Annotated in this window: 34 protein-coding genes and 2 tRNA genes; 21 read left to right on the top strand and 15 right to left on the bottom strand. The window is 33.4% G+C overall.

Annotated features, from left to right (window positions below; genetic code table 11):
• Window positions 1-5 precede the first annotated feature (5 nt).
• The 6 genes from NBE98_RS05440 to NBE98_RS05415 all read left to right on the top strand — a co-directional run bounded on the left by NBE98_RS05440 (window position 6) and on the right by NBE98_RS05415 (window position 2,556).
• The gene (locus NBE98_RS05440; RefSeq protein WP_250813350.1) at window positions 6-212 is read left to right on the top strand and encodes a DUF3789 domain-containing protein; all 207 of its coding nucleotides are present in this window, start codon (window positions 6-8) and stop codon (window positions 210-212) included.
• A gap of 112 nt (window positions 213-324) precedes the next feature.
• Entirely contained in the window at window positions 325-510 is a 186-nt protein-coding gene (locus NBE98_RS05435; protein WP_250813348.1) for an asparagine synthase, read from the top strand.
• A 138-nt stretch (window positions 511-648) separates the two neighbouring features.
• Window positions 649-1,425 (top strand): nitroreductase family protein, encoded by a 777-nt coding sequence (locus tag NBE98_RS05430; protein WP_250813346.1) that lies wholly within the window; start codon window positions 649-651, stop codon window positions 1,423-1,425.
• Window positions 1,426-1,569: 144 nt separating this feature from the next.
• Window positions 1,570-1,710 (top strand): hypothetical protein, encoded by a 141-nt coding sequence (locus tag NBE98_RS05425; RefSeq protein ID WP_250813345.1) that lies wholly within the window; start codon window positions 1,570-1,572, stop codon window positions 1,708-1,710.
• A gap of 70 nt (window positions 1,711-1,780) precedes the next feature.
• Window positions 1,781-1,933: a hypothetical protein gene (locus NBE98_RS05420; RefSeq protein WP_250813344.1), complete on the top strand. Its 153-nt coding sequence runs from the start codon at window positions 1,781-1,783 to the stop codon at window positions 1,931-1,933.
• A gap of 197 nt (window positions 1,934-2,130) precedes the next feature.
• Entirely contained in the window at window positions 2,131-2,556 is a 426-nt protein-coding gene (locus tag NBE98_RS05415; protein WP_250813342.1) for a hypothetical protein, read from the top strand.
• Between the two features lie 46 nt (window positions 2,557-2,602).
• Here NBE98_RS05415 and NBE98_RS05410 read toward each other — a convergent pair whose 3' ends face one another.
• Entirely contained in the window at window positions 2,603-2,788 is a 186-nt protein-coding gene (locus NBE98_RS05410) for a hypothetical protein (RefSeq protein WP_250813338.1), read from the bottom strand.
• A gap of 248 nt (window positions 2,789-3,036) precedes the next feature.
• On the opposite strand from NBE98_RS05410, the gene NBE98_RS05405 reads away from it, so the two are divergent.
• Both NBE98_RS05405 and NBE98_RS05400 read left to right on the top strand, forming a co-directional pair.
• Window positions 3,037-3,225: a hypothetical protein gene (locus NBE98_RS05405; protein WP_250813336.1), complete on the top strand. Its 189-nt coding sequence runs from the start codon at window positions 3,037-3,039 to the stop codon at window positions 3,223-3,225.
• A gap of 97 nt (window positions 3,226-3,322) precedes the next feature.
• Window positions 3,323-3,865 carry a GNAT family N-acetyltransferase gene (locus NBE98_RS05400; protein WP_250813335.1) on the top strand — a complete coding sequence of 181 codons (543 nt, stop codon included), beginning with the start codon at window positions 3,323-3,325 and terminating at the stop codon, window positions 3,863-3,865.
• A gap of 4 nt (window positions 3,866-3,869) precedes the next feature.
• Here NBE98_RS05400 and NBE98_RS05395 read toward each other — a convergent pair.
• The 3 genes from NBE98_RS05395 to NBE98_RS05385 form a co-directional block, all read right to left on the bottom strand.
• Window positions 3,870-3,945: transfer RNA gene (locus tag NBE98_RS05395), tRNA-Pro, on the bottom strand.
• A gap of 203 nt (window positions 3,946-4,148) precedes the next feature.
• Window positions 4,149-4,224: transfer RNA gene (locus NBE98_RS05390), tRNA-Pro, on the bottom strand.
• Between the two features lie 287 nt (window positions 4,225-4,511).
• Complete coding sequence (locus NBE98_RS05385; protein WP_250813334.1) at window positions 4,512-4,832, bottom strand: hypothetical protein; 321 nt, start codon at window positions 4,830-4,832, stop codon at window positions 4,512-4,514.
• A gap of 328 nt (window positions 4,833-5,160) precedes the next feature.
• Between NBE98_RS05385 and NBE98_RS05380 the strand changes: the two genes are divergently transcribed.
• From NBE98_RS05380 to NBE98_RS05370, 3 genes are read left to right on the top strand one after another with little or no spacing between them, the layout of a single operon-like run.
• Complete coding sequence (locus tag NBE98_RS05380) at window positions 5,161-5,961, top strand: transporter substrate-binding domain-containing protein (protein ID WP_250813332.1); 801 nt, start codon at window positions 5,161-5,163, stop codon at window positions 5,959-5,961.
• 43 nt (window positions 5,962-6,004) lie between these two features.
• The gene (locus NBE98_RS05375) at window positions 6,005-6,658 is read left to right on the top strand and encodes an amino acid ABC transporter permease (protein ID WP_250813330.1); all 654 of its coding nucleotides are present in this window, start codon (window positions 6,005-6,007) and stop codon (window positions 6,656-6,658) included.
• Window positions 6,651-7,373: an amino acid ABC transporter ATP-binding protein gene (locus NBE98_RS05370; RefSeq protein ID WP_250813328.1), complete on the top strand. Its 723-nt coding sequence runs from the start codon at window positions 6,651-6,653 to the stop codon at window positions 7,371-7,373. Before NBE98_RS05375 ends, NBE98_RS05370 begins: the two co-directional genes overlap by 8 nt.
• Before the next feature lie 45 nt (window positions 7,374-7,418).
• Here the strand turns inward: NBE98_RS05370 and NBE98_RS05365 are convergent, their stop codons facing one another.
• From NBE98_RS05365 to NBE98_RS05325, 9 genes are all read right to left on the bottom strand, one after another.
• On the bottom strand, window positions 7,419-8,999 hold the full coding sequence (locus NBE98_RS05365; protein WP_250813326.1) for a PAS domain-containing sensor histidine kinase: 1,581 nt from the start codon (window positions 8,997-8,999) through the stop codon (window positions 7,419-7,421).
• A gap of 155 nt (window positions 9,000-9,154) precedes the next feature.
• Window positions 9,155-9,463 carry a spore coat protein gene (locus NBE98_RS05360; RefSeq protein ID WP_250813324.1) on the bottom strand — a complete coding sequence of 103 codons (309 nt, stop codon included), beginning with the start codon at window positions 9,461-9,463 and terminating at the stop codon, window positions 9,155-9,157.
• Window positions 9,464-9,482: 19 nt separating this feature from the next.
• On the bottom strand, window positions 9,483-9,695 hold the full coding sequence (locus NBE98_RS05355) for a DUF3231 family protein (RefSeq protein ID WP_250813322.1): 213 nt from the start codon (window positions 9,693-9,695) through the stop codon (window positions 9,483-9,485).
• Between the two features lie 14 nt (window positions 9,696-9,709).
• Complete coding sequence (locus tag NBE98_RS05350) at window positions 9,710-10,846, bottom strand: zinc-dependent alcohol dehydrogenase (RefSeq protein ID WP_250813321.1); 1,137 nt, start codon at window positions 10,844-10,846, stop codon at window positions 9,710-9,712.
• Window positions 10,847-10,867: 21 nt separating this feature from the next.
• Complete coding sequence (locus NBE98_RS05345) at window positions 10,868-11,230, bottom strand: spore coat protein (protein WP_250813320.1); 363 nt, start codon at window positions 11,228-11,230, stop codon at window positions 10,868-10,870.
• The gene (locus tag NBE98_RS05340; protein ID WP_250813319.1) at window positions 11,227-11,460 is read right to left on the bottom strand and encodes a spore coat protein; all 234 of its coding nucleotides are present in this window, start codon (window positions 11,458-11,460) and stop codon (window positions 11,227-11,229) included. The genes NBE98_RS05345 and NBE98_RS05340 overlap by 4 nt, the downstream gene beginning before the upstream one ends.
• 98 nt (window positions 11,461-11,558) lie before the next feature.
• The gene (locus NBE98_RS05335) at window positions 11,559-13,346 is read right to left on the bottom strand and encodes an ABC transporter ATP-binding protein (protein WP_250813318.1); all 1,788 of its coding nucleotides are present in this window, start codon (window positions 13,344-13,346) and stop codon (window positions 11,559-11,561) included.
• Window positions 13,347-15,089, bottom strand: a complete 1,743-nt coding sequence (locus tag NBE98_RS05330) for an ABC transporter ATP-binding protein (RefSeq protein ID WP_250813317.1) — start codon at window positions 15,087-15,089, stop codon at window positions 13,347-13,349.
• A gap of 183 nt (window positions 15,090-15,272) precedes the next feature.
• Entirely contained in the window at window positions 15,273-15,431 is a 159-nt protein-coding gene (locus NBE98_RS05325) for a hypothetical protein (protein ID WP_250813316.1), read from the bottom strand.
• A 278-nt stretch (window positions 15,432-15,709) separates the two neighbouring features.
• On the opposite strand from NBE98_RS05325, the gene NBE98_RS05320 reads away from it, so the two are divergent.
• The 6 genes from NBE98_RS05320 (at window position 15,710) to NBE98_RS05295 (ending at window position 20,083) form a co-directional block, all read left to right on the top strand.
• A complete protein-coding gene (locus NBE98_RS05320; RefSeq protein WP_250813315.1) occupies window positions 15,710-16,204 on the top strand; it encodes a hypothetical protein in 495 nt (164 codons plus the stop codon).
• 89 nt (window positions 16,205-16,293) lie between these two features.
• On the top strand, window positions 16,294-16,563 hold the full coding sequence (locus tag NBE98_RS05315) for a hypothetical protein (protein ID WP_250813314.1): 270 nt from the start codon (window positions 16,294-16,296) through the stop codon (window positions 16,561-16,563).
• A 214-nt stretch (window positions 16,564-16,777) separates the two neighbouring features.
• On the top strand, window positions 16,778-17,680 hold the full coding sequence (locus NBE98_RS05310) for a DUF4349 domain-containing protein (protein ID WP_250813313.1): 903 nt from the start codon (window positions 16,778-16,780) through the stop codon (window positions 17,678-17,680).
• 91 nt (window positions 17,681-17,771) lie between these two features.
• Window positions 17,772-18,299, top strand: a complete 528-nt coding sequence (locus NBE98_RS05305) for a hypothetical protein (protein ID WP_250813311.1) — start codon at window positions 17,772-17,774, stop codon at window positions 18,297-18,299.
• Between the two features lie 57 nt (window positions 18,300-18,356).
• Window positions 18,357-18,971: a DNA-3-methyladenine glycosylase gene (locus NBE98_RS05300; protein WP_250813309.1), complete on the top strand. Its 615-nt coding sequence runs from the start codon at window positions 18,357-18,359 to the stop codon at window positions 18,969-18,971.
• Window positions 18,972-19,072: 101 nt separating this feature from the next.
• Window positions 19,073-20,083 carry an AI-2E family transporter gene (locus NBE98_RS05295; protein ID WP_250813308.1) on the top strand — a complete coding sequence of 337 codons (1,011 nt, stop codon included), beginning with the start codon at window positions 19,073-19,075 and terminating at the stop codon, window positions 20,081-20,083.
• Between the two features lie 124 nt (window positions 20,084-20,207).
• Here the strand turns inward: NBE98_RS05295 and ispF are convergent, their stop codons facing one another.
• A complete protein-coding gene (ispF, locus tag NBE98_RS05290) occupies window positions 20,208-20,675 on the bottom strand; it encodes a 2-C-methyl-D-erythritol 2,4-cyclodiphosphate synthase (protein WP_250813307.1) in 468 nt (155 codons plus the stop codon).
• 256 nt (window positions 20,676-20,931) lie between these two features.
• On the opposite strand from ispF, the gene NBE98_RS05285 reads away from it, so the two are divergent.
• The 3 genes from NBE98_RS05285 to NBE98_RS05275 are packed head-to-tail and all read left to right on the top strand — an operon-like array spanning window position 20,932 to window position 24,939.
• The gene (locus NBE98_RS05285; protein ID WP_250813305.1) at window positions 20,932-23,010 is read left to right on the top strand and encodes a sensor histidine kinase; all 2,079 of its coding nucleotides are present in this window, start codon (window positions 20,932-20,934) and stop codon (window positions 23,008-23,010) included.
• A gap of 23 nt (window positions 23,011-23,033) precedes the next feature.
• A complete protein-coding gene (locus tag NBE98_RS05280; protein ID WP_250813304.1) occupies window positions 23,034-23,765 on the top strand; it encodes an ABC transporter ATP-binding protein in 732 nt (243 codons plus the stop codon).
• Window positions 23,755-24,939: an ABC transporter permease gene (locus NBE98_RS05275; RefSeq protein WP_250813303.1), complete on the top strand. Its 1,185-nt coding sequence runs from the start codon at window positions 23,755-23,757 to the stop codon at window positions 24,937-24,939. The genes NBE98_RS05280 and NBE98_RS05275 overlap by 11 nt, the downstream gene beginning before the upstream one ends.
• A 49-nt stretch (window positions 24,940-24,988) precedes the next feature.
• Here the strand turns inward: NBE98_RS05275 and NBE98_RS05270 are convergent, their stop codons facing one another.
• Window positions 24,989-25,159, bottom strand: coding sequence for a hypothetical protein (locus NBE98_RS05270; protein WP_250813300.1), 171 nt, complete (start codon window positions 25,157-25,159; stop codon window positions 24,989-24,991).
• A gap of 190 nt (window positions 25,160-25,349) precedes the next feature.
• Here NBE98_RS05270 and NBE98_RS05265 point away from each other — a divergent pair, with 190 nt between their 5' ends.
• Complete coding sequence (locus NBE98_RS05265; RefSeq protein ID WP_250813298.1) at window positions 25,350-25,958, top strand: class D sortase; 609 nt, start codon at window positions 25,350-25,352, stop codon at window positions 25,956-25,958.
• The last annotated feature ends 310 nt before the right edge of the window (window positions 25,959-26,268 follow it).

Raw genomic sequence — 26,268 nt, 5'->3', positions numbered from 1 at the left:
GTACTATGACAACATTGCTTTTAGTTATGGTTGGCGGAACAATTGGATTTTTTACAGCAGCACTATGCAAGGCGGCAGGAAGGGCAGATAGAAATATAGAAATATTAGAAGAACAGGAGCACAGAATTGCAGATGGAATAATACCTGAAGCACAAAAGGTGCCAGATTTGGTTGAAGAAAGTATAAGCATAGAAAAAGAAACTTTAATATAATAAATGGCTATTAAGCCAAATAGATAGCTTCTATGAAATAGTTCACTCGGATAAAAGAGCGATATTAATAGCATTATAATAATGTAATACGTTTTTAAAAGGAGGCTATATTATGAAAAATCGTGAAGGTTTAATTCCAACTTTATTGGGAACAGCTGTAACAGCAACAGCAGCAACAGCAGCAGCTACAAAATATAAATCAAAAGATACAGCTTCAATGTTAGCAGCAGGAGTAGCAGGGTTTGGCCTTGCTCATATAGTTTTAGGTGCAATAGATTTAGTAGAGCATAGAAAATAAATTCCTTTAAAAAAACATACACAGATTGGATTTTTACTTCAATTTGTGTGTGTTTTTTTTATTTTAAAGGAATTTAGTATTTTTTGTAGAACTTTATAATATATAATAGAATAGATAGTTATTGAGTTAGGAGGACAAATGGAAACAATAGATTTGCTAAAAAATCGCATGTCTCTCAGAAAGTATGCTGAAAAACCCATTTCAAGGGAGGACTTGAATATTATTCTTGATAGTGCTATGAGAGCGCCTTCAGCAGGAAACATGATGCTATATTCTATATTAGTTATTAAAGATGAAGAAAAAAAGAAAACACTGAGCAAGACCTGTGATAATCAACCTTTTATTGCCTCGGCGCCGGTAGTCTTAATTTTTCTTGCAGATATGCAAAGATGGTTTGATTATTATAATTACTGTGAGGTTAAGGAATATTGCAATAAAAAAGATTTAGAATTTGATGCCCCTGATGAGGGAGATTTAATGCTAGCAATAGCAGACGCTGTCATAGCTGCACAAAATGCTGTAATAGCTGGGGAAGCATTAAACATAGGTTCATGCTATATTGGTGATATAATAGAAAATTGGGAAATACATAGAGAACTTCTAAAGCTTCCTGAATGGGTTTTTCCAGCCGCAATGCTTTGTATGGGATATTATCCAGAGGGACAGAATCGAATAATAAGTCCTAGATTTGATAAAGAATATATTGTATTTGATGAAGAGTATAAAAGGCTATCTGATGAAGATTTTAAGGATATGTATATTGAAAGAGAAAAAAGAATAGCTCCTGATAATAAAGCAGGTGCTAGTAACTTTGGACAATTTATGTATGCAAGAAAAACTGGAGCAGATTTTTCTATAGAAATGACCAGATCTGTTAGAGAAATTCTGAAAAATTGGAGAGGGAACAAGTTATAAAGCTCAAGGCACAGTCTTGAGCTTTTTTTCATAGACTAATAGTAGACAACTATCAGATCGTAAATAGACTTTAATTTATAGCTTATAATATGAGTAAATGACCTTATGCTACTTAGTATTCCGATTAAAAGGAGGATTTTAAATATGATATTGGGGGCGGCAACTGTCATTGGAGCAGTAACGATAATTGTTATAGCAGCTTGCTTTAAGGCTACCGGAATATCAATAAATGCAACTAAAATAGAGTTTAAAAACACTGATAAAGATCACAGCAAATATATATGAATAAAACAAAGAACTCTTACTTATAATTAATATATTAGCATTAGTAAAATAGCGGCGGAGGAAAATAATAATGGACAATAGAAAGATTAATGGAAAACATAAGCTAGAAAAAGCTATTGTAGACATGATAGATGAGGGTTCTGAAGATGTAACAACTTTAAGCAGAGATACTGAAGCCAAGTACGAGTCTATAAGTGATAAGGAACTAGGCAGTGAGGAGTAAACTTAACAAAAAGTTTTAATAAAGTATATATTTACTTAATAATAATTATTTATAATAATATTATAGAAAAGCCCCTAATCCCAATTGACCCCCTAAATATAGGCAGCTAGATTTAAAATCTAGCTGCTGTTTTGTATTTAAGCTTTCTTTTTTGGATAAACTAATATTTGAAAATCATTGTAAAGGAGGAAGCTTCAATGAGGTTAAGACATAGACATAGAGTTCGTAACATAGCTATAGGAAGTGCTATTACTGCGGTGGCAGTAGGTGCAACCGCATATGGAATTTATAAATATATGAAAAGAAGCAATGATAATGAGGATTCGGAAAGCATCAAAAATGAAAACGAAAAAGTTGTTGAAAGTGCAAATGATGTTCTGATTAATAAAATTGGTGCTACTGATTCTGAGCTTCAAGAAGCTAAGCTTTTAAATTTAACTGCTTATGATTTGGCAAATGAAAAGGGCTTTAGCGAAGAACAGCTGAAGACGTTTATTAATCAGGAAAGAGTTAGACCAATAGATGAGCTTATACTTAATAGAAAAATAACCAGTGATATTGGAGAGCAGGTTAAAGAGAAGATAATTCAGCACACAAATTCATGGGACGGAAGTCTTAGCTAAATAATAAAAGCGTTCTTAGGAAAAAAACACCTAAGGACGCTTTTCATTATATGTTCTTAGGTTCTCCTGGCTTTCCTAAAACATATATGTTTATATGATCTTCAAACTCAACAGAAAAATTTCCCGTGTAAATATTTAAAAGTTTCCAACCACTTTCAAGAAGCTCATTAGCTTCTGACTGGCTGTGAGTTTCTTGAACTTTTGATATGTTAAGCAATTCTTCATTAATCATAAATAAAATCTCCTTTATAAAGCTTTAAAAATAGTTTTTACAATTTAATATAAAATATGTTGCCTATATTAACAAATTGTACAAGGAATATAGCTAGAAGCAGGAGGGAAATATAATAAAGAATAATATTTTAAAGGAGTTGCTTAAGCATGACTAAAGAAAAGAAAGCTAAAACTAAGGTTACACAGCCTAGCAACGTTCAAGAAAAACAAAGAAAAAATAGAAAAAATGATTAGGCGGGTGATGATATGATTAGAGAATTAGTTGGTGCAAGAACAATGGCGTCAGTATTTATGCCTAAAAAAAGAAGAAAGAAAACCATGCTCATTCCAAGTATGAGTACAGTGGGAATATTAGCAGGAGCAGGAATTGCTTATATGGCAATGAGAAAAAATAAAGGCAATAATGAAGGCAATAATGAAGAACAAGAAGAGTAAAGATTCTAAGGAACTTAGCTTAAACTGAGTTCCTTTTGCTTTGGATAATGAAATAATGTAAAATATTATTAATGTTATGATTTAAGGAGATTTACAAATGAAGAATTTATTGTTAGGTGAAAACATAAGATTAAGTTCCATAAAAGAAAAAGATATAGATATAATTATGGAATGGTTTGATGATTATGAATTTCTTACATATTTTGATATACTTCCAGCCATCCCGCAAATAAAAGATCAGGTTAACGATACCTTAGACTATTTTATAAAGCCACAAAACAGAGTTATATTTGCAATAAGACATAATGAAACAAAAGATATAATTGGTATTACTGGTTTTGATGATATTCAGTGGAATAACGGAACGGCAACTTTGTTTGTAGGAATAGGAGATAAAACACATACAGGAAAAGGATTTGGAAGAGAAGCGTTAAGAATGCTTATAAATTTTGGTTTTTATGAATTAAATCTACATAGAATTCAACTAAACGTAATAGCTTATAATGAAAGGGCAATAAGGCTTTATGAAAGTTTAGGCTTTGTAAGGGAAGGTGCCTATAGAGAATTTGTAAACAGAGGAGGCAGAAGAACTGATCTTTACTTATATGGACTGCTTGAAAACGAATGGAGCTTTGAATAGTTCTTGGTCGGGGTAACAGGACTTGAACCTGCGACCTCATGCTCCCGAAGCACGCGCGCTACCATCTGCGCTATACCCCGACTAAAGTTACATTATTATACAATTATTATATACAAGGCTAGTAATAAATTCAATACATACAATGGGAAAATTCTAATACATTAATGATGTCCTAAAAATCCTTGAAGACTGGATATTTTATGACATCATTAATATAAGGATTTTATTGCATTGTATATACATAGAAAATAAAAAAGAGTTATCTTGCGATAACTCTTTTTTGTGGTCGGGGTGACAGGGATTGAACCTGCGACCTCATGCTCCCAAAGCACGCGCGCTCCCATCTGCGCCACACCCCGTAGTACAGAAATAATTATATAAACTAATTGTATAAAAGTCAATGTTTTTTTGTGTAAATATTAAAAAACTAATTGCTATCTATATGGTTTTAACTGTGAAGCTTAACGTATATATGACTCAAAATAGTTGGGTTTCAACACTTTTTGAGTCATGTATACGTTAATAGTTGAATTTAAAACCTATATAATATTAAGCCAATAAGAAAAGTTAAAGACCTGAAGTTTTATATAAAACTTCAGGTCTTTAAAAATTTTAGGTCAACAAAGAAATATAAGAAACGGAAAAATTACTTTTTCTCTTCTTTTTCTTTGTCTCCATAACCTCGGGTAGGCACTGTTGAAACAACAAAGCCTACTAATATTGAAACAAGAGCAGGAGCAACAATGTTTATATACTGGATATATCTAGTTTTATAAAGAACTAAAGCGGTAATTCCTGTAATTATCAAAGATGCTAAGAATATAAGTATAACAAATTTAGCAAAGGAGCTTAAAAATTTTTCATAAAGTCTGTGTCTTGTTGGTCCGCTAACTATTCCTCTAAATATAAAATAGGACACAAGAATAAGTACGATATCTAAAACTGCAGCTATTAGAAAATTTCTCATAAAAAGGCCTCCATTTTTATAACTAATATAACATTTATAGTGTTGCCAAGTTTTATATTTTTACACAGCCAAATAAAAAAATATAAAATTATATGCACTGATTTCGAATTTCATGCATAAATATTAAATTTTCTGGATATTAACGTTTACAAAAATATAAGGATAGGTTTCTCAAGACACTGCCATTAAAGGTGTATATAGATTGGTATCGAAATAAAATAGATTATGGGTATATTTACCGCAAAAAACTTGTTGCATAAATATTAATATATATGTATAATAATTCGTGTAAGGTAAATATTTATAAAAATTCACGGGGGGAAATTAAATGAAAAAAAGATATACAAAATTAGTGGCTTTATTACTTACAGGTGTGCTTACATTATCACTTTCAGCTTGTGGCAAAAAAGAAACAACTATTGATAAAATAAAGAAAAACGGAAAGATAGTTCTAGGAACAAGTCCTGACTATCCACCTTATGAGTTTATAAATTCAAACAAAGAGGTTGTTGGCTTCGATATAGAAATAGCTAAAGAAATAGCAAAGGATTTAGGAGTTAAGCTTGAGATAAAGGATATGGAATTTAAAGGATTGCTTCCAGCTCTTCAAGCAGGAAGTGTTGACTTTGTACTTGCCGGTATGACTCCAGATGAAGAAAGAAAACAAAGCGTAGATTTCTCAAAGGTTTATTATACAGCAGTTCAAAATATCGTAGTAAGGGCAGAGGATAAAGATAAGATTAAGTCAACAGATGATTTAAAGGGTAAGAAGTTAGGAGTTCAAAAGGGAACTATTCAAGAAGATATAGCAAAAGAACAGGTTCCTGGTGCAGAGGCAAAGGCTCTTGGAAAGATTACTGATTTAGTTTTAGCAGTAAAGACTAAGAATATGGATGCTGCAATTATTGAAGGACCAGTAGCAAAGGCTTATACTAATGCAAATAAGGATATAGTTATAGCAGATATAAAATTAAAGACTGAAGAAGCAGGTTCTGCAGTAGCAGTTAAAAAAGGAAATGAAGAGCTTGTGAGCACAATAAACAAGACTTTAGATAAACTAGCAACCAACAAGACTATTGAGACTTGGGTAAATAAGGCAAACGAAGATGCTGATAAACTAGCAGAATAATTTAATTACAATTACTAATAGAGAATGAGGGAGGAAAACAAATTTGGATTTTTCATTCATGTCTAAGTATTATTCGTTCTTTTTGGATGGAGCAAAATTTACTATAATACTTGCAATATTTACAGTTTTATTTGGAGTCTTATTTGGAGTCTTATTAGCTCTGTTAAGATTATCTAAGAATAAAGTTTTAAACTTTATAGCAACCGCTTATGTTGAGTTTATAAGAGGAACCCCTCTTATGGTACAGCTTTTCATAATTTATTTTGGGCTTCCTAATCTTATAGGTTTTCCTCTGCCTGATATGCTTGCTGCTATATTGGCACTTTCAATGAATAGTGCTGCGTATATAGCTGAAATAATTCGTGCAGGAATACAAGCAGTTGACAAGGGTCAAATGGAAGCTGCTCGTTCTCTTGGAATGAACTATGGAATGGCAATGAGGCATATAATAATACCTCAAGCTATTAAGAACATTTTACCAGCACTAGGAAATGAATTTATAGTTGTTATAAAGGAATCTTCAATAGTTTCAGTAATTGGTATTGGCGAACTTATGTATAACGCTGATACAGTAAGAGGAAATACCTACAAGGCATTCGAACCTCTTTTAATTGCAGCGCTTATGTACTTTATTATGACTTTTACGCTTTCAAAGCTTATGGGAAGACTTGAGAGGAGGCTGAAAAATAGTGATTAAGGTATCTGATTTAAATAAAAGCTTCGGCAAGCTTCATGTGCTTAAGGGAGTGGATATTGAAATAAGTAAAGGTGAAGTTGTAGTTGTTATCGGTCCTAGCGGCTCTGGTAAAAGTACCTTCTTAAGATGTCTAAATCTATTAGAAGAGCCTACAGGGGGAGAGATAGTATTTGAGAATATCTCCATTACTGATAAATCTACAGATATAAATAAATTAAGAGAAAAAATGGGAATGGTTTTTCAACAGTTCAATTTATTTCCTAACATGACTGTATTAGATAACATAACACTAGCACCTATAAAGGTAAAGAAACAGTCTAAAGAAGAAGCGGAAAAAATAGCTTACGGACTTCTAAAGAGAATTGGACTTGAAGATAAGGCTAAAGCATATCCAGCTCAGCTATCAGGTGGACAGAAACAGAGAATAGCTATTGCAAGAGCGCTTGCTATGTCGCCTGATGTAATGCTGTTTGATGAGCCAACTTCAGCACTGGACCCAGAAATGGTTGGAGAAGTTTTAGATGTTATGAAAGAGCTTGCTGCCGAAGGTATGACAATGGTTGTTGTTACACACGAAATGGGCTTTGCAAGAGAAGTGGGAGACAGAGTGCTTTTCATGGATGGAGGAGTTATACTAGAGCAGGGAACTCCAGAAGAGATATTCAAAAATCCACAACAGGCAAGAACACAAGACTTTTTGAAAAAAGTACTTTAATAAATGAGGAATGAAGAATGAAATGGGGCTTCATTCTTCATTTTTTTATGTATATATATCTGAAAGTTCAATATTAATTCTATCGACTTTCATTTGGCTATCTGAAGTTATTTGCTCTGAGTCTATTCTACAGGCAGGAATTACTTTCATTGGAAGTTCAATAATGAATTCACTCCCAACCCCAACAGTACTATTTACTGTAATTGTTCCTTCGTGAGCTTCAATTAGTGCTTTAACTAAGGATAATCCTATTCCACTTCCTTCAGCTCTTCTTGTAAGCAATGAATCCACTTGCCTGAATCTTTCAAATATAACCTGAAGCATGTCAGATGGGATGCCGCAGCCTGTATCTTTTATGCTTATAAGAACGCTGCTTTCTTTAGCTTTAACTGTTACCTCTATAGTTCCACCTGGGGATGTAAACTTAATTGCATTTGATAGCAGGTTTAAAAGTATTCTCTCAAGTTTGAGTACATCAACAGCTTGAATTTTTTCTTCTACATCTGTATCAAATATAAGGGAGATGCCTTTGTTCTCTATGTACGGAGCTACAGATAGAGCAATATCCTCAACCATTTCGACTATATTTAAATTTGTATATTCCATCTTAAAGAAACCAGAATCAAATTTAGTTATGTCTATTAGATTATTGATAAGCTTAAGAAGTCTATAGCTGTTTTGCTGAAGTCCAGGTATGTATTTTTCGTAGGCATAAAAAAATTTATTTAAATTTGTAGCCTTATTTTCATAAAAGATATTTAATAGTTGAATGCTAGACATCATTATGTTTAAAGGAGTTCTAAGCTCATGTGATATATTGGAGAAGAACTCTGTTTTTAGCCTGTCATATTCCAACGCTTGATCAAGAAGCTTTTTATTTTGCTCTAAGATAAGCTTATGTTCAGTTGTATCTCTGACATAGCTAATAAAGGAATAGCCAGTTTCGTCAGGTATTATAGTTGTAGATATTTCAGCAAAAATCTTTGAACCATCAGGCCTTAGAAGTTCCATTTCCATAGGAAGTATCCCGTGACCGTCAGCTAAAAGACTAAGCCTTTTGGAGGATATATCCTTGTAAAAAGGGAGAATATACTTTTCTATAGGCTCTCCAATAATACTATCCATAGAATCTACTCTAATCAAGTCCAAGGCCCTTTCGTTGGCATAGGTTACTATACCATCTTTGTGTATAACAACAGTATGAGGGGACAAATCTACAAGGTTTTTAAATTTCCTCTCATTTTCTTCTGCTCTTCTTCTTGCAGTTATATCTACAAAAATACCTGATAAATAAAGGGGTTTCTTAAAAGCATCTCTAAATACCTTTCCTTTGCCCAAAACCCACTTATATTCACCAGATTTAGTGTTTATCCTAAACTCGTTTTCAAAAACATCAAGGTTATTATTTAGTATATCTTCTATAATAGTTTTATACCTTAAAACATCCTCAGGATGAATAATTGCATGCCAGTAGTTTATGTTATCGGTAATTTCACTTGCTGAATAGCCTAAAGACTTTTTAAAATTGTCAGATGTTTTTGCTTCTCCTGTTTCAATATTAATTTCCCAAACCCAATCCAGTATACTTTCTATTATTAACCCATCCCTTATATTCTTATCAATCATAAATTCCCCCTGATGCAAGCATTATTGCCAACATAAAAAGACATAAATTACTAATGTATTAAATATTATACAATGATTTTCCTTTAAATGCTATAAACATATAAACAAAATGAAGAATTAAGAGTGAAACTTTGTTTCTTAATTCTTCATTTTCCTTAAAGAATCATCTTTTCAGCTAAGCTTAAAGCTGTTTCTGTTACCTGCATATCTACTTTATACTGTTCGTGAAGATCGTAAGCATTGTAAAAGCCTCTTTTTATCATATAATTCGTAATCGCTTCATGTGCATCTATAGTATCATTGAGTTGCCTTTTTAGAGTTTCTCTTATTTCATCGGAGGTTGTTTCGGTAATTGCTACTGCGTAATTTTGTATACCTGCCTTAGCTGATATTAAAAAATCTGTTGCGATAACCTGATCGCTAAGTTTATCCATTCCAGTTAGCTTTTCTATTAATGCATTCACAAGTTTCACCTGCCTTCAATTATTTATTTAAGCCTGACTTTTGCAAAAGCGATTGCAGTTCCTTAACATGCTGCTGACCTAATGAAACATCGTTTTTAAGAATTGCCTTTAGCTCTTCGTCAGAAACTAATGGAGACATCGCAACTGATTTTGTTAAGCAAAGATTTTTGAAGGTCAGCATTTCAAGCAGTTGAACATTCTCATTAGGTTCAATACCCTTATTTTCCATCATATTCTCTCCTTTGTTTATGGTTTAAGCACTACCTTGATACAGTCTTCAGTTTTTGTGTCAAAAACATGATAAGCATGTTCTGCATCATCTAGAGGTAGTCTATGGGTAATGATATCGCTAGGATCAACTTTTCCTTCAACAAGCAGATTGTATAGTGTAGGCATATAAGGAATAACTGGTGCCTGACCTGTTCTTATATTTATATTTCGATTTATAATATCTCCAAAAGGAAAAGCATTATATCTGCCGCCGTAAACACCAGTAACTTGAATCATTCCGCCTTTCCTAACAGCTTGAGTAGCTATAATAAAGCCACCTAAAGCACCACTTTGAAGCTTTAAGCCAGTACCAACAAATTCAAGTGGGGTCATTTTCCCATCCATCCCAACACAATCTATAACTATGTCTGCACCTCCATGTGTGATTTCTTTTAAATATTCTCCAGTATTTTTATGCTGCTCGAAATTTACTGTTTCTACCTTATTGTACTTCTTAGCGTGCTCTAAACGATAATCAATGTAGTCTACTGCAATAACTCTCTCAGCTTCATGAAGCCAGCAGAACTTTTGAGCTAAAAGTCCAACAGGACCACACCCAAGTACAATTACTGTATTTCCTTTCTTTACTCCAGCGTTTTCAACGCTCCAGTAAGCAGTTGCCATAGCATCAGACATTAATAATAGCTTTTCATCTTCTACCTCACAGTCTTCTGGAATTTTAAAAGGGGTAAAATTAGCATAAGGTACCCGCATATATTCAGCTTGACCTCCAGGATAGCCACCAAAGGTTTCTGAATAACCGAAGAAGCCGCCATTTTCACCATGAGGATTTGAATTATCGCACATGCAGGTTAAGTCATGCTTGCAGTAAAAACATTCTCCGCAGCTTACATTGAAGGGGACTATAACTCTATCACCTTTCTTTAATTTTGTAACTTCAGGACCAACTTCTTCTACTACTCCCATTGGTTCATGGCCGATAATATAGCCTTGGGGCAGATTTGGAACCATATCATGAATAAGATGCAAGTCAGATCCGCATATTGCGGTACTTGTTATTTTAACAATTATATCATCAGGTTTATGTATTTTAGGGCTTTCTACCTGTTTTACTTCAACTCTCTTTATACCTTGAAATGTTACAGCCTTCATAATTTGAATGTCCTCCTTTCTCTATTTTTCTGGTGTTGCAAAAGTTCCTAGTCTGCTTGTATCGCCAGGGAAAAGATTTAAGCTGACAATTTGAGACACTGTTTCAGAGGATTCTATGTCCATATGAAATTGCTTACTCAAAGCATGAGGATGAAACCAGCCTTTTTCTATCATCATCTTAGAAATTTGCTCATGCATAATAATTGCTTCGTCTAGTTGTTTTTTTAGAGCTGCTCTAACCTCTGGAGTAGCAGATTCTGATAAGGCTATAGCATAATTTCTTACTCCGCTTTTAGCATTTAATAAAAAAGTAAGTGCCATCATATTATCAACTAACTTAGGCATGCCTTCTGCATTTCTTACTTCTAAATAGTCGTTAATCATTTTAATCCTTCCTCCAATCTAGTCTCTCCTAATGGAGCTTTTGCTAAAAGTTCTTGAAGCTCTTTAACGGCTGGAAGGGATTGTTGAACATCTTTTTCAAAAAGCGCTTTAAGGTCTTGGTCAAAAACAACGCCTTCCATAGCTTTAGCTGTAGCCATACATACAGTTTTAAAGTTAAGCAATTCGTGTATTTGAAGTGTTTCGTGTAATGCTAAAGTTTTTTCTGCCATGATATTCCTCCTTGTATTGTGACAAAGCTAGTTTCCCACTTAAGAAAATGGTTTATACAAATAAAAAAATCACAGCTAGAATAAGCTGTGATTTCCTATTATGCTCCTTCACTAAGGAACTTATATTGTGACATGTATAGATTGTGATATAAACCTTTGTTTTTCATAAGTTCGTCATGAGTTCCTGCTTCAGCAATATTCCCATCACTTACAACCATGATTTTATCGCAGTCTCTAATGGTTGAGAGTCTATGAGCTATTACAAAGGAAGTTCTGCCATGCAGAAGCTTCTGAATACCTCTTTGAACAAGCTTTTCTGTTTGAGTATCGATATTTGAAGTTGCTTCATCAAGAATTAAAATTCTTGGATTAGCAAGAAGAGCTCTTGCAAAGGAGATTAACTGTCTTTGACCTACTGAAAGTCTTGAACCTCTTTCGTTAACCTCTGTGTCATAGCCGTTTTCCAGACTCATTATAAATTCATGAGCACTAACAGCTTTTGCTGCTGCAATAACTTCTTCGTCTGTGGCATCAAGCTTTCCATACCTAATATTCTCTTTGATTGTTGTAGAAAACAGGAAGGTATCTTGAAGCATTATTCCCATTTGGCTTCTTAAAGATTCAAGCTCAACATTTTTAACATTCTTGCCATCTATTAAAACTTCTCCAGACTGAGTATCATAGAATCGGCTTAAAAGATTTACTATGGTAGTTTTGCCAGCTCCTGTTGGGCCAACTAGAGCAATAGTTTCACCAGGATTAATTTTAAAATTTACATCGTTTAAAACTATTGTACCGTCATCATAACCAAAGGTAACATTTTTAAATTCAACTTGACCTTTGATTTTAGGCATCTTTAAAGCACTGCTTATATCAAGTATATCTGGCTCAATATCCATTATTTCAAATATTCTCTCACCAGCAGAGAAACTCATAATAAGATTGTTGTAGAAGTTACTTATTTCAAGTATTGGTCTCCAGAACATCCCTATATACATAGTAAAAGCTATTATAGTACCTATACTTAGGCTGCCGCTGCTTATTAGTTTTGCACCAAACCAGTAAACTATTACTGTACCAATACCCCAAGAAGTATCAACCAAAGGCCAGAATAAGTCATTAAGCCTAACTGCTTTTATAAAGCTTCCCATCATATCCTTAACAAGGTCGGAGAAGTTGTTTGAAGTCTTTGACTCATTTGCAAAAGCCTGAACGACCTTTATACCTGAAAAGTCTTCATGAGTATAAGCATTGAAGGTAGAACGCTTTCTTCTGTAATCCTGCCATCTTCTTCTTGAAATTGTTTCTATAGAGAACAAGCTAAAGGCAAGAATTGGAAGCATTGTTATTGAAGCAAGCGCTAGTTTAGGGTTTAGATAAAACATCATTCCACCAACGCAAATTACAGTTAATATTTGAGGTATAAAGTTTGTTACTGCATTGTTAAATAATTCTTGAAGCGAGTTAACGTCACCAATAACTCTAGCAAGTATTTTTCCTACAGGCCTGCTGTCAAAGAAGGAAAAAGATAGCTTCTGAATGTGAGTGTAAAGATCATGTCTTATTTTCAGAAGTATGTCATTAGTAACGGAAGCCATCTTTATTATTCTTAGACTCGAAGCAAGCATGGATAAAATATTCAATACAATCATTGCTGCTCCGATAAAGAGCAGCCCTTTCATATCATTGTTTTTAATATTAGTATCTATAGCTACCTTTAATAAGTAAGGATTAATAAGGTTAACAATCATTACAAACACTAAAAGCATAAGCACTATAAAAACTTTAAATTTGTAGGCTTTTAGATAGCTAAAGAGCCTAACTAATATTTCACTGTTAGAAAACTTTCTTATATCTTCATCTTGTCTAACTGTATTTCTAGCCAATTATCCCACCTCCTGTTCACTGTCTGCACTATCAAAGTCCTTAAATTGCTCGCAATAAACTTCGTAGTATTTACCTTTTTTAGCAAGTAGATTTTCATGATTTCCGCTCTCTACAATGTGACCATTTTCAACATACAGTATTATATCCGCATTTTTTACGGCTGAAATTCTATGAGCGATAATGAAGGTTGTAGCCTTCTTATGCTTTTCATTTAAGTTTTTAAGAAGTCTGTATTCTGTCTCCATGTCTAAAGCTGAAGTTGAGTCATCAAGAATTAGTATGCTGGAGTTTCTTATTAGAGCTCTGGCAATAGATAATCTTTGTTTTTGACCACCGGATAGACCGATTCCTCTTTCGCCTATTACAGTATCGTACTTGTGCTCAAGTTCTTCTATAAACTCATCAGCACAGGCAAGTCTACAGGCTTCTCTAATTTCATCAAAAGTAGCATCTTCTTTTCCAAAACGAATATTTTCTTCAATACTAGCTGAGAAGAGGAAGGTGTCTTGAGGAACTATTGACATTCGGCTTCTTAAATCCTTGAGATTCATTTCCTTGACATCATAGTTGTCGACATAAACAGCACCTTCGGAAACATCGTAGTATCTTCCAATCAAATTTATAATTGAGGATTTTCCTGAACCTGTAGTTCCCATTATAGCAACTGTACTTCCGGACTTAACCTTGAGATTTATATCTTTTAAGATCAAGTCATCTCTGTACTTAAAGGATACATTTCTAAATTCGATATCTCCTCTTACACTAGGAACTCTAAAGGAGTCATCATTATCCTTTATTTCTGGTTCTGTATCCATAATCTTTTCTATCTTCTTAGCAGAAGCGTTTGTTTGAGCTATTAAATTCGTAAGCCATCCCAGCATTCTCATTGGCCATATAAGCATCCAGATGTAACCGTTGAAGGCAACAAGTTGGCCTATAGTCATGCTGCCGCCCATTACGAATATTCCACCAAGTACTACTAATAGCACCATAGCAAGGTTTGTTAGGAACTCAATAGGAGGAAAGTAGCGAGCAATAATTTTGTTTTGCTCCATACTTAAATCAAAGCTTTGATTATTAAGCTTTAAGAACTTTAGTATTTCATGCTTTTCTCTAGCAAAAGCTTTAACAAGTCTAACTCCTGCTATATTTTCCTGAGCAGCTGTGTTTAGCAAAACTCCCTGATCACTTATTTTTCCATAGGATTCACCAATCTTCTTTTCAAATTTCAAAGCTAAATAAGCGATAGGAGGCATTCCTACAAGACAGATAAGAGTAAGTTTCCAGTTTAATGAAAACAGTATAGTAGAAGCAGTTAAGAAGTAAATCATATTCTCGATAAATAGTCTAATACCAAAGGATACGCTCCTCCAAACGTTATCTACATCTTCACCTATTCTTGACATGAGCTCTCCTGTATTCATACTATCAAAATACTTGAAGGGAAGCTTTTGAATATGATTAAAGACATCCTTTTTGATGTCTATGCTGATTTTTGCAGAAAGCACATCGAATAAATATTCCTTAGCATAGCCTAGTAATGCTCTTAATGCAGTTATTGTGATAAAGCCCCCAAGTATAGGCCATAGAAGATTCATCTCTCCACCTATAAATACCTTGTCAGTAATAAGCTGTTGCAGATATGGGTTGAACATATCTAAGCCTATAGAAAGCATCATAGCAATAGAAGGTATGAGTACAAGTAGTTTGTATTCCCAAACATATTTAAAAATCCGTTTCATTCTGTGAGTCCCCCTTTCAATTTGCGACTTAAATTTTTAGAATGAAAAAAACCATGGTTATCCCATGGCTTTAAAAACAATAACTTTCCAAGGCAAAATATGCCTCAAAAAACCTATATAAAAAGGCCATGGGTTATCGTAGCCCATGACCTGTATTCACAATCAATGAAAACTGGTTAAGTATCAAGGCGTAGAAACCGATACTGAGGTAGGGCTACCATATGAAATTTTGAGCGCAAACATGCCATTAAAAGACACAGCTATTCCTGTAAAGGACGCAAAATTGCCGTTAATACTGCTATTTCTTTGTCTATTTTTTACTGTTGACATATTTACTAACATTTTCCTACCTCCTTTTTAAAATTTAATAATTACTTCCATTTAAGGTTACAACCTTTTACAACTTCTGTCAATAGGTTTTTTTGAAATATATTGACAATTTTTAAACATATTCAATTAGATTGGCCTTTTCTTTAATAGTTTATTCATAAGTTATTGTTTTGATACTTGTAAAAGAATAAGAAAAAATATTTTGTTAGCTTATTTCAATGTGACGCTAGGGGTTATATAATTAAATTAAGAAGCTTTACTTTATAAATAGTAAAGAGATGGGGGATAGAATGGAAATATTACTTTTATTTTTTGGAGCTTTAATACTTATTGCTGCATTATCATCAGGACAAAGACAAACTAGAAGAACAGTAAGGAAAAGTTTACCGAGTAATTTCAGAACTTATTTTCACTCACTTCCACAGGATTCACAGGTGGACTATATGAATACTTTAAACGATATACAAAGGATGCAGTTCATGGAAATGCTTGATAATGACAATATTCAGGTTACGGAAGAAATAGTTAACGAATTTAATGATTGGACGGACACCGAAGAAAACTCTACTATTGAACCATATGATAACTGTGATTTCCAACAGGATTATAACTGTGAAGGCCTAAGCAGTGAAGAGGAAAAATGGAAGGACAATTACTACGATGACAGTAGTTCATGGGATTTAAACGACTTTTCTAACTCCGATGATTCCTATAGTGACTTATCAAATTTTAGTGATTCTGGAAGTTATGACAACAATTCTGATACAAACTCTTCAGATTTTTAAGCTGAATAATAAAAATGTAAGAAGTTCAGCATAATAAAACTATGAATTTTATTATGAAAAGCTTAAAAATGTAAGAGGGAGAGATTAAAATGGATGTTGAAAAGGTTATAGGAAATATAAAAATGATTGATTGTCCTGTTGATAAGCTAAAAGAAAATATAACGGCTGCTTGTAAGGTACCAGGGATGGCTGGAGAGCCTGTAGTTGTTGTAGATAGAAATGAAAAGATGGATAAGGTAGGGCTTCAGGCTTATAATGTGCACATTATGAATGGAGAAGCGCCTAAAATTGTTGCCATGGTTAGAGAAGGCAGTGATGGTTATGTTTCTACTGTTGAGGATGCATTTTTAGAATATTAAAGCAAAGGTATTTAGATAGGGCGCTTAGCTGCCCTATTTTTATTTTTTGGTATCGATTTTAATTTCGACTCGTATATATAAGTAAGTTGGGTATGATGGGATTAATTGGATTTGGTATTTAACAATTGATAATTGTTATGTACCCTAAAGGAATACAGGAGGCATAATAATTGATAATTGTTATGTACCCTAAAGGAATACAGGAGGGATTATAATGAAAAAGAGAGTTTTACTATGCAGCTTTATGGCATTGTCAATTATACTATCGTCTTGTGCTAAGAAGGCTGAAACCGGCATGTCTGCAGCAAGTTCACCAAATGGAAAACCTAGTGCTGCCTACGACAGCTTAGCTTTGAAAAATGAAGCCAAAAATTCATCTAGTAATTCATCAATAAAAGAAGCACCAAAGGCTGACATGAAAGACAAAAAAGCAGAGGAACAAGAGCAAAGCAAAAAAATAATTAAAAATGCTTCACTCTCCATAGTTGAGGAAGACTTGACCAATCTTTCTGAAAGTATACGTAAAAAGGCGGAAGAACTTGGTGGCTATATTGAAAGTGAAAATACAATGGAAGTAAGACTAGAAGCTAGGGTAAGAATTCCGGCGCAAAGATTTGATGAATTTATAGCCTATGCAGAAAAAGGGTTTACAGTAAGAAATAAAAATGTTTCTGCAGAAAATATTACTGATGCATACGTGGATAACGAAGCAAGACTTAGGAATCTTAGAGCTCAAGAAGAGCAAGTGCTTACTATATTGAAAAAAGCTAATACTGTTGAAGAAGTGTTAAAGGTTCAGACCGAGCTTTATAAGATAAGAGGAGAAGCAGAAGCTTTGGAAGCTAGAAAAAAGAGCTGGGATAAGCAGGTTGATTATGCAACCATAACTCTTAATGCTGACAAAAAAATAGGCGTTATAGATAACAAAAAGACAGTGTTAGGTGGAAATGAATTTTTCAAGGCCATAGGTACTGGCTTTAGAAACACCTCTGTGACTTTGGTGCTAGCAGTACAAAATATTTTAATATTTATATTATCAAATATAATTGTATTTGCTTTCTTAGCTATAGCAGCTGTGTTTGGGATAAAACGCTACAAAAAATATAATAAGAAGTAGATAGTGGAATAAAGCTATATTTTATGGAAAAACTACGTTATATGTACGTAGTTTTTCTTTATTATTTAGTATTTTTATAGGAGGAATGGATATGGCTTCAAACAACAACGGCGAATCCTTAGACGATTTTTTTAACTATAACGGTAACGGTGACACAGAGATGGCTCAAGAAATAAGCAATCTAAAGGAACAGCTTAACAGCATGCAGCAGACTCTTTATGATATGCAGTCAAGCTCTATTACTGGCGGCAATTTCAACATGAGCAGCAGCGGAGAAAGTCAGCAGCAGGAGAAAAAAGGACAGGAAAACAAGAGTAAAAATGGAGCAAATGAGAGTTTAAATCAACTTTTAAAACAGATGCACGATTTTAGAAACCAAGCTCAAAAGCAGCAGGAGCAGGTACAACAGCAGGTTCAAAAATCTATTCAGGAGGCTATGTCTGCGCTTCAGCAAGCAAATGAGCAAATACAATCTAATCAGGCTCTTACTCAAATGAATCAGCTTATAGATCAAGCTCAGCAGCAGCTTAATGGTATGGGACAACAGGGAGGAGAACAGAAGGAAAAAGAAAAGCCAGATCAAAAATCAGATCAAAAATCAGATCAAAAGAATAAGTAAATTACTAATCAACAATGAAGAATGATTACTCATTCTTCATTATATTTTGGGGGTATTATGAAAAAGCTTAATCGAGAATTTTACAATAGAGACAGTGTTACAGTAGCAAAAGAGCTTTTAGGGAAATACTTAGTTCATGTAGTAGAAGGTGAAAAGCTCATTGGAAAAATTGCAGAGGTAGAAGCTTATATGGGGCCTACTGATAAAGCGGCTCACTCCTATAACAATAGAAGGACAGAACGTAATGAAATTATGTATGGCGGCCCTGGATATTCTTACGTTTATATAATATATGGAATGTATAATTGTATGAACGTGGTAGTTGAGGAGCCAGAAAAGCCGCAGGCTATTTTGATCCGTGCTCTTGAGCCTGTTGAGGGTATGGAGAGTATGAGTAAATTTAGATATGAAAAGGAGTTAGAGCAGCTTACAAAAAGAGAAAAATTAGGGTTAACCAGCGGCCCTGGAAAACTCTGTAGAGCACTAAATATAGATAGGTCACATAATGGACTGGATCTATGCGGAGACGAACTTTACATTTTACATGATGATAATGAAGAAAGTTTTGAGATAGTAGCTACCACAAGGATAAATATAGACTATGCAGAAGAAGCAAAAGACTTCCTTTGGAGATTTTACATAAAAAATAATCCATACGTATCGAAGAAGTGATTTGTCGCCATTTATCGTATTGACAGGAATTTTGTTATACAGGTACAATGAACTTATAATGATTTTTTTAAATAGCTTTAACGTAGGAGAGTGACTTGGGAATGGGGTTTATTAAGGAGGTTCTTGACAAGGAAATTACTAAGAGGATATTAGTTTTACTTGCTTTAATATTGATATTTTATTTTATGGGAGGTCTTTTAAATCTTTTTCTATTAACCTTTGTGTTTACTTATTTTATCTACAGCCTGCAAAGCATAATTATGAAGAAGCTTGGAAAGATAATTCCTTTAAACTATGCTGCAGTAACTATTGTTTTTTACGTGGTGTTTGCTACCCTAATAGCATTTTTTATTTACAAATATGTTCCTGTAGTTATAAATCAAATTATAAACATAACAAATCAAGTTGCAGAATTTGATTTTAAGTCTAATATACATATTCAAAAATATTTATTGCCTGTGTTTGATCAAGTAGATATTAAAGGCTACACAAAAGGAGGAGTTAATTTCCTTTTGGCTCTTGCTGCAGACATTGGAAAGTGGAGTATAAACATTTTTATTGCTCTTATGCTTAGTATGTTTTTTATGCTTGAAAAGCATAAGGTGGCAGACTTTATGAGAAGATTTAAGAACAGCAGAATAGGAGGTTTTTATACATACCTTCACTATTTCGGCTCTAATTTTTTAAATTCTTTTGGAAAAGTTATTCAAGCACAGATACTTATAGCTTTGACTAACTCTGTACTGTCAGTTATATTTTTAAAGTTTTTAGGGTTTAAGCAGCTTTTAGGTTTGGGAGTTATGATATTTTTCTTTAGCTTAATACCTGTAGCAGGAACGATTGCTTCACTCATACCCTTATCTATAATTGCTTTTAACATAGGAGGAGTAGTAAAAATACTCTATGTTCTTGCAATGATTGCTGCACTTCATGCTTTGGAAAGTTATGTGTTAAATCCTAAGCTTATGGCATCAAAGACAGAATTGCCGGTATTTATCATATTTATTGTACTGCTAGTATCAGAGCATTTTATGGGAGTATGGGGACTGCTTATAGGTATACCGCTTTTTATGTTTTTACTCGACTTATTAAATGTAAATGTAGAAGAATAAAAGTGCCTAATTTAGGAGAGTTTAATTTCCTAGATTAGGCGCTTTTTTACATTTATTATATCGTATATTTGTTTTAAAAGTATGTAGAAAAGAATAAATAGAAGGTTTTTTTCAGCAGCTTCAATTAATCAAGCAGACAAATGCTTTGAGAAGATATGCCTTCACCTCGTCCAGTAAAGCCTAACCCTTCTTCAGTAGTTGCTTTTACATTGATTTTATCTTCTGAAACTCCTAAGACTTCAGCAATATTTCTTACCATTGCAGGTATGTGAGGCGCCATCTTCGGTTTTTGAGCTATTATAGTTGAATCTATATTTTGTATTTTAAAGCCTTTTTCTTTAATAAGCTTTCCAACTTCCTTTAAAAGCAATATGCTTGATATTCCTTTATAAGATTCATCAGTATCTGGGAAATGCTTTCCTATATCCCCAAGAGCAGCTGCCCCTAAAAGGCTGTCCATTATTGCGTGAAGCAGTACATCTGCGTCTGAATGGCCAAGCAGACCTTTTTCATAAGGAATGTGTATTCCTCCCATAATAAGTTTTCGCCCTTCTACTAATCTATGAACATCATAGCCCATTCCAATTCTCATAAAAGTTCTCCTTTCAATAAGTTAATTAGTTTTATTTTATCATAAATTCTGAGAAGAATACATTTATCTAAAGCGGTCGATAAAAGAAGAAATATAAGGAACGATTTTGAGTACAAATGCTGTCATTAAGCCGTTTTATGTGAAGGAATTATTAGGTAATTGTAGAATATATTTATGGGGAAATGAAATAAAGGCAAATAATGTAATTTTATATATTGCTATGGATAGTCTATAGGAAGGGTAAAGGTGGGCTAATTTGAATAGATTTTCTGATAAGGGAACTTTGATAAAGAACAGCTTGTTTATAGTTTTAGTTTTAATTGGTTCATACTATTTAAGCTATATTAACTATACGCTATTTCATTTGGTATATGAAACAGCGTGTATTATTATTGGTTGTAGTATATTTATAATAACGAAAAATACCCATAAGGTATCACAGAACAATTATTTTATTTTTTTAGGAATATGTTTTGTTATTGCCAGTATATTCGATTTTATGCACTTAATAACCTATGATGGAATGAATCTAATATCTGCAGTGTCTAGAGATGTTACAATACAATTCAGAATAGTTGCAAGATGGATACAAGCATTTTCGTTTTTAGTATTTTGCCTGCTTATAAATAGAGAAAACAAACCTGTCAAGCTTACAAACCTTTTAAGAATTTGCTATGCCTTATCAATTATGATGTTTGTTTCAATATTTAACTTAAGAATATTTCCAAAGGTTTATACAGTCTATGGAAGGTGGGCTAGTTTTAAATATATTAGCGAAATTTTTATATGCTTAACTTTTATGTTAGTGGTTTTAGTTCTTTATAAAAACAAGAAAAAGATTCATGAAAATATATCTCTATTTTTAATATCTTCAATAGGTATTCTTACTGCATCAGAATTATGTTTTATTTTTTATAAGTATTATGGAGATTTTATCGGAATTACGGGGCATATACTAAAGCTTATAAGTTACTATCTGCTTTATAAGGCAATAGTTCAAACTACTTTAGAAAATCCATACAATGTGCTGTTTTATAAGCTTACTGAAATAAATAGCAGTTTAGAAATTAAAACGAGACTTCTTATGAAGATTAATCAGAAGCTAAATGGAGAAATAAATGAGCGCAAGGCTGTTGAAGAGAAGCTTAGGGAAAGTAAAAGAAGATATCAGGAACTCTTAGATTTTCTTCCTTATGCAATAATAACTCATTGTGAAGAAAAAATAGTGTACTTAAACAATGCTGCCTTATCACTTTTTAAATTGGAAAATTATAAAGATGCATTAGATAAAGATATATTAGAGTTTATACATCCAGATTATCGAGCTGTATCAAGAAGGAGAATACAAGATGTATATAACAGCATTGAAGGGGATATAGATGAGATTAAAGTGATTTCTAGCGATGGTGATGAGATATTTGTTGAAACAAAGGCTGTTCCGTATGTATTCAAAGACAAACCAGCAGGTTTGGTTGTGTTAGGAGACATAAGCGAAAGGAAAAAAGCTGAAGAAAAAGATAAGGCTTTAAAGGAAGCTATTGAATACGATAGAATAAAGAATGAGTTTATGGCTAATATCTCTCATGAACTTAGGACTCCGCTAAATGTAATATTTGGAGCTGTACAGCTTATCGAATATTACTCTGAAAGCAATTCTGTATTAGAAAATAAAGCAAATATATCCAAGTATTCAAAAAGTATGAGACAAAATTGCTATAGAATGTTGAGGCTTGTTAATAACCTGATTGATTTAACTAAACTGGACTCGGGATTCTTAAAACTTAATCTTTGTAATCATAATATAATAAACATTGTAGAAGACATAACTTTGTCAGTTGCACAATATATTGAAAGCAAGGACTTAAAAATTGAATTTGATACAGAGGTAGAAGAAAAGCACTTGGCTTGCGATGCTGATATGATTGAAAGAATAATGCTTAACCTGCTCTCAAACGCGGTCAAATTTACACCCGCAGGAGGAAAAGTCGCTGTTAATATTTATGATAGAGGAGAGTTTATATTAATTTCTGTTAAGGATACAGGTATAGGTATTCCAGAAGATAAATTGGAACTTATATTCGATAGATTCAGGCAAGTTGATAAATCCCTTACTCGTAACACTGAGGGCAGTGGAATTGGGCTCAATCTTGTTAAGTCTCTTGTTGAGCTTCATGGAGGAGAGATATCTGTGGAAAGCATATATGGTGAGGGAAGCGAATTTATAGTTGAACTTCCTTCAAGAACTGTTGCCTATGATGAAGTGGCAGCAACATTGGATATTCCTCATGGAAAGGTTGAGAGAATTCACATAGAATTTTCTGACATTTATTCTTAATTTATAGAAAAGGTGGTAATAGCTTGGTCGAGATTTTAAATTTAAGCAAGAACTTTAAAAATATTAAAGCAGTAGACAGTATAAGTTTCAAGGTACACAAGGGCGAAATAGTTGGATTGCTAGGAGAAAATGGAGCTGGAAAGACTACAACCCTAAGAATGATAGCTACAATGCTTAAGCCTACAGAAGGTACAGCTATTATAAATGGTTATGATATAACCAAAGATCAAAGCAAGGTTAGAGGGGAAATCGGAATTCTCTTCGGAGGTGAAGTTGGTCTTTATGACAGACTTACAGCAAGAGAGAACATAAGATACTTCGCGGAGCTTAATGGCATGAAAAGGGCTGAAATTAATGAAAGCATAGCTTATTTAGTTAAGGTTTTGGACATGAGTGAATATATGGATAGAAGAGTAGGGAAATTTTCAAGGGGCATGAAACAGAAAGTTGCAATAGCTAGGTCTATAGTTCATAAGCCTTCTATAATGCTGTTTGACGAGCCTACAGCAGGACTAGATGTAACCGCTGCAAGAATAGTACAGGATTTCATTATTAAATGCAAGGAAGATAATAAAGCCATAGTATTTTCTAGTCATAGCATGGCAGAGGTAGAAAGACTTTGCGATAGAATAGTCATCATACATAAAGGCAAGATACTTGAAGAGGGAACTGTAGATGATTTAAAGAGAAAGTATGGAAATGATAACATGGAAGATATATTTATGCAGTTAGTAGGTGATAGCTATGGGAAGTAAAGTCAGTTGGATAGTTTTTAAGAAAGAACTTATGGATATATTTAGAGATAAAAAGACCTTTATCCTCGGAATACTTATCCCACTTATAATGTTTCCTGTATTATCATTAGTTATGGGAAAAAGCATGGATAAAACAACCAAGCAGGTTGAAAATAATCTTAAGGTAGCTATTGTAGATAATAGTGGGAAGAGTAGTTTAGCAGAGTTTATCAAGACTCAAAAGAATATAAACCTCATACAATCAGATAATATAGACGAAGACGTCAAGAGTGGAAAGATACTAGCGGCTCTTGAGATTCCTAGGGATTTTGATGGAAGCATTGAAAAGGAAATTCTAGCAAGCCTTAAAATAACTTATGACAATTCAAGTCAGGCTTCACAAATTGCAATGAATAATCTTAAGGGTTTTATAGATGCTTATTCAAAAGGTGTGGTATCTCAAAGACTATCAAAAAGAAATATAAGCGGAGAAATTTTAAATCCTGTTAATGTTGAAATGAAAACTTCGGTAAAGGAAGAAGAGGGATTTGGAAAGTTTATGTTATCTTTAATGCTGCCGCTTATGCTGGTTATTTACAGCGTAGCAGGACCAATGGGAGCAGCAGTAGATCTTGGTGCTGGGGAGAAGGAAAGAGGCACCTTAGAACCTCTTTTAACGACACAAGCCGGAAGATTATCACTCCTATGGGGAAAGTTTTTTGCTATAACTGTAATGGGGCTTTTAACATCAGTAGCTTCGTTGGCTGGTCTTTTTATAGCTATGAGGCAAGAAGGCGGGCTTTTTGAAGGAGCTTCAGGCAACATTGGTACAACAATTATACTTTTAATAGGATTAGTTACTCTGCTGCTCACTATGGTATTTGGGGCGCTAGAGCTTGCTATAAGCATTTATGCTCGTTCCTTTAAGGAAGCACAAACTTATATATCCCCTCTTATGATGATATCTTTCGTGCCGACTTATGCTACCTATATGCTTGATGCTAAAAATATTGAAAGCTTTTACTTCCACATTCCTCTTGCAAATGTATCCTGCCTTTTGAAGGAATTTATTTCAGGAATATATAACTATAGCCATATAGGAATAACCTTTGGTTGGATAGCTGTTTATATAATAGGTTCGGTATTGTTTGCCAGATATATGTTTAGTAAAGAAACAGTAATCTTTAGAACATAAAAATAAACTCTCATTTTCCTTTGAAATGGATTATGAGAGTTTATTATTTTCATAAAATAGACTTATGATTATTATCCAAAAGTTTTGGTTTAGGATTGTATTTTTTCGAAGATTTAAGTTTTGATTTTATACTGTTTATAATGTCCGCAAAAAAACCTTTAGGTTCACTCTTGCTTTTCATTTTTGCAGTGAAATCAACCCATATTATATTATTTTTCATAACACCGCCCCCAAAAAACAATTTAAATAGCCTTATTATAAGCATACCATATATGGATATAAATGTTAATTGATAATATTATGAACGTTCTGTAAAGATAATATACAATTCTACCTATAACTCGATGGCACTTAATTTCTATGATATAATTGTATTTGAAAAATATGTTAATTATTAGGGAGGGGTATGCTTGAAGAGAAGAATAATAGGAATTATTTTTATATTTATGGGGTTAAGTATTATAGGAAGTGCATTATTTATGAGATATAGCGCCAATAGGCAACAGCAGGCCATGTTGGAGGCTTTTGAGAAAACTATTCAAAAGGTTGATGAAGATCTTGGAAATGAAAATGCTCAATCTTCTGAAATAGAAGCATCTCCAAATGCAAAACCTCCTTCAGAAGATGTAAATGCTGCAATTGGCATAATCAAAATCCCCAAAATAGATTTAAAGGTTGCAGTTGGTGAAGGTATAGACAATAATACTTTAAAATATGCAGTGGGGCATTTTGAAGGAACTGCCATGCCTGGAGAAAAGGGTAATTTTGCAGTGGCTGGGCATAGAAGTTATACTTATAGCGAGTATTTCAATAGGTTGGACGAGCTTAACATTGGTGATGATATTACCGTGAAAACTAAAAAAGGTGAATTTACATATAGAGTTTACGAAAAAAAGGTTGTAGAACCTACTGAAGTATCAGTACTTGATAAGACTAAGGATGCTACAATAACTCTCGTTACCTGCACACCTATACGAGTTGCAACGCACAGACTCATTATAAAAGGAAAACTTCAGTAAAATAAACTTTTCAAAAAATTACACACAGGTTATCCACATAATTGTGGATAATGTTTATAAAGCAATATATTTTGTTGGGTTATCTACAATATATATTGCTTGAATTTTTTGTGTACACAATTTTTATAGAAATCTATGCTTGAAGAGACATAACTCACATAAAATTAACAGCTTATTAACAGGGGGTGTGGATAATGTTGAAGGATTTGTTTTACACCTAATTAATGGGTATGAATAGAAAGTTGCAGATTTGTAAAAATCAGAATAAAAAATGTTATAAATATTGAATAATTTGTGAAACGTGTTATAA

This window comes from Clostridium swellfunianum (assembly GCF_023656515.1).
Taxonomy (GTDB): Bacteria; Bacillota; Clostridia; order Clostridiales; family Clostridiaceae; genus Clostridium_AT; species Clostridium_AT swellfunianum.
The sequence above is the reverse complement of the archived record's forward strand: the minus strand, read 5'-3'. Positions and strand labels throughout refer to the sequence as shown.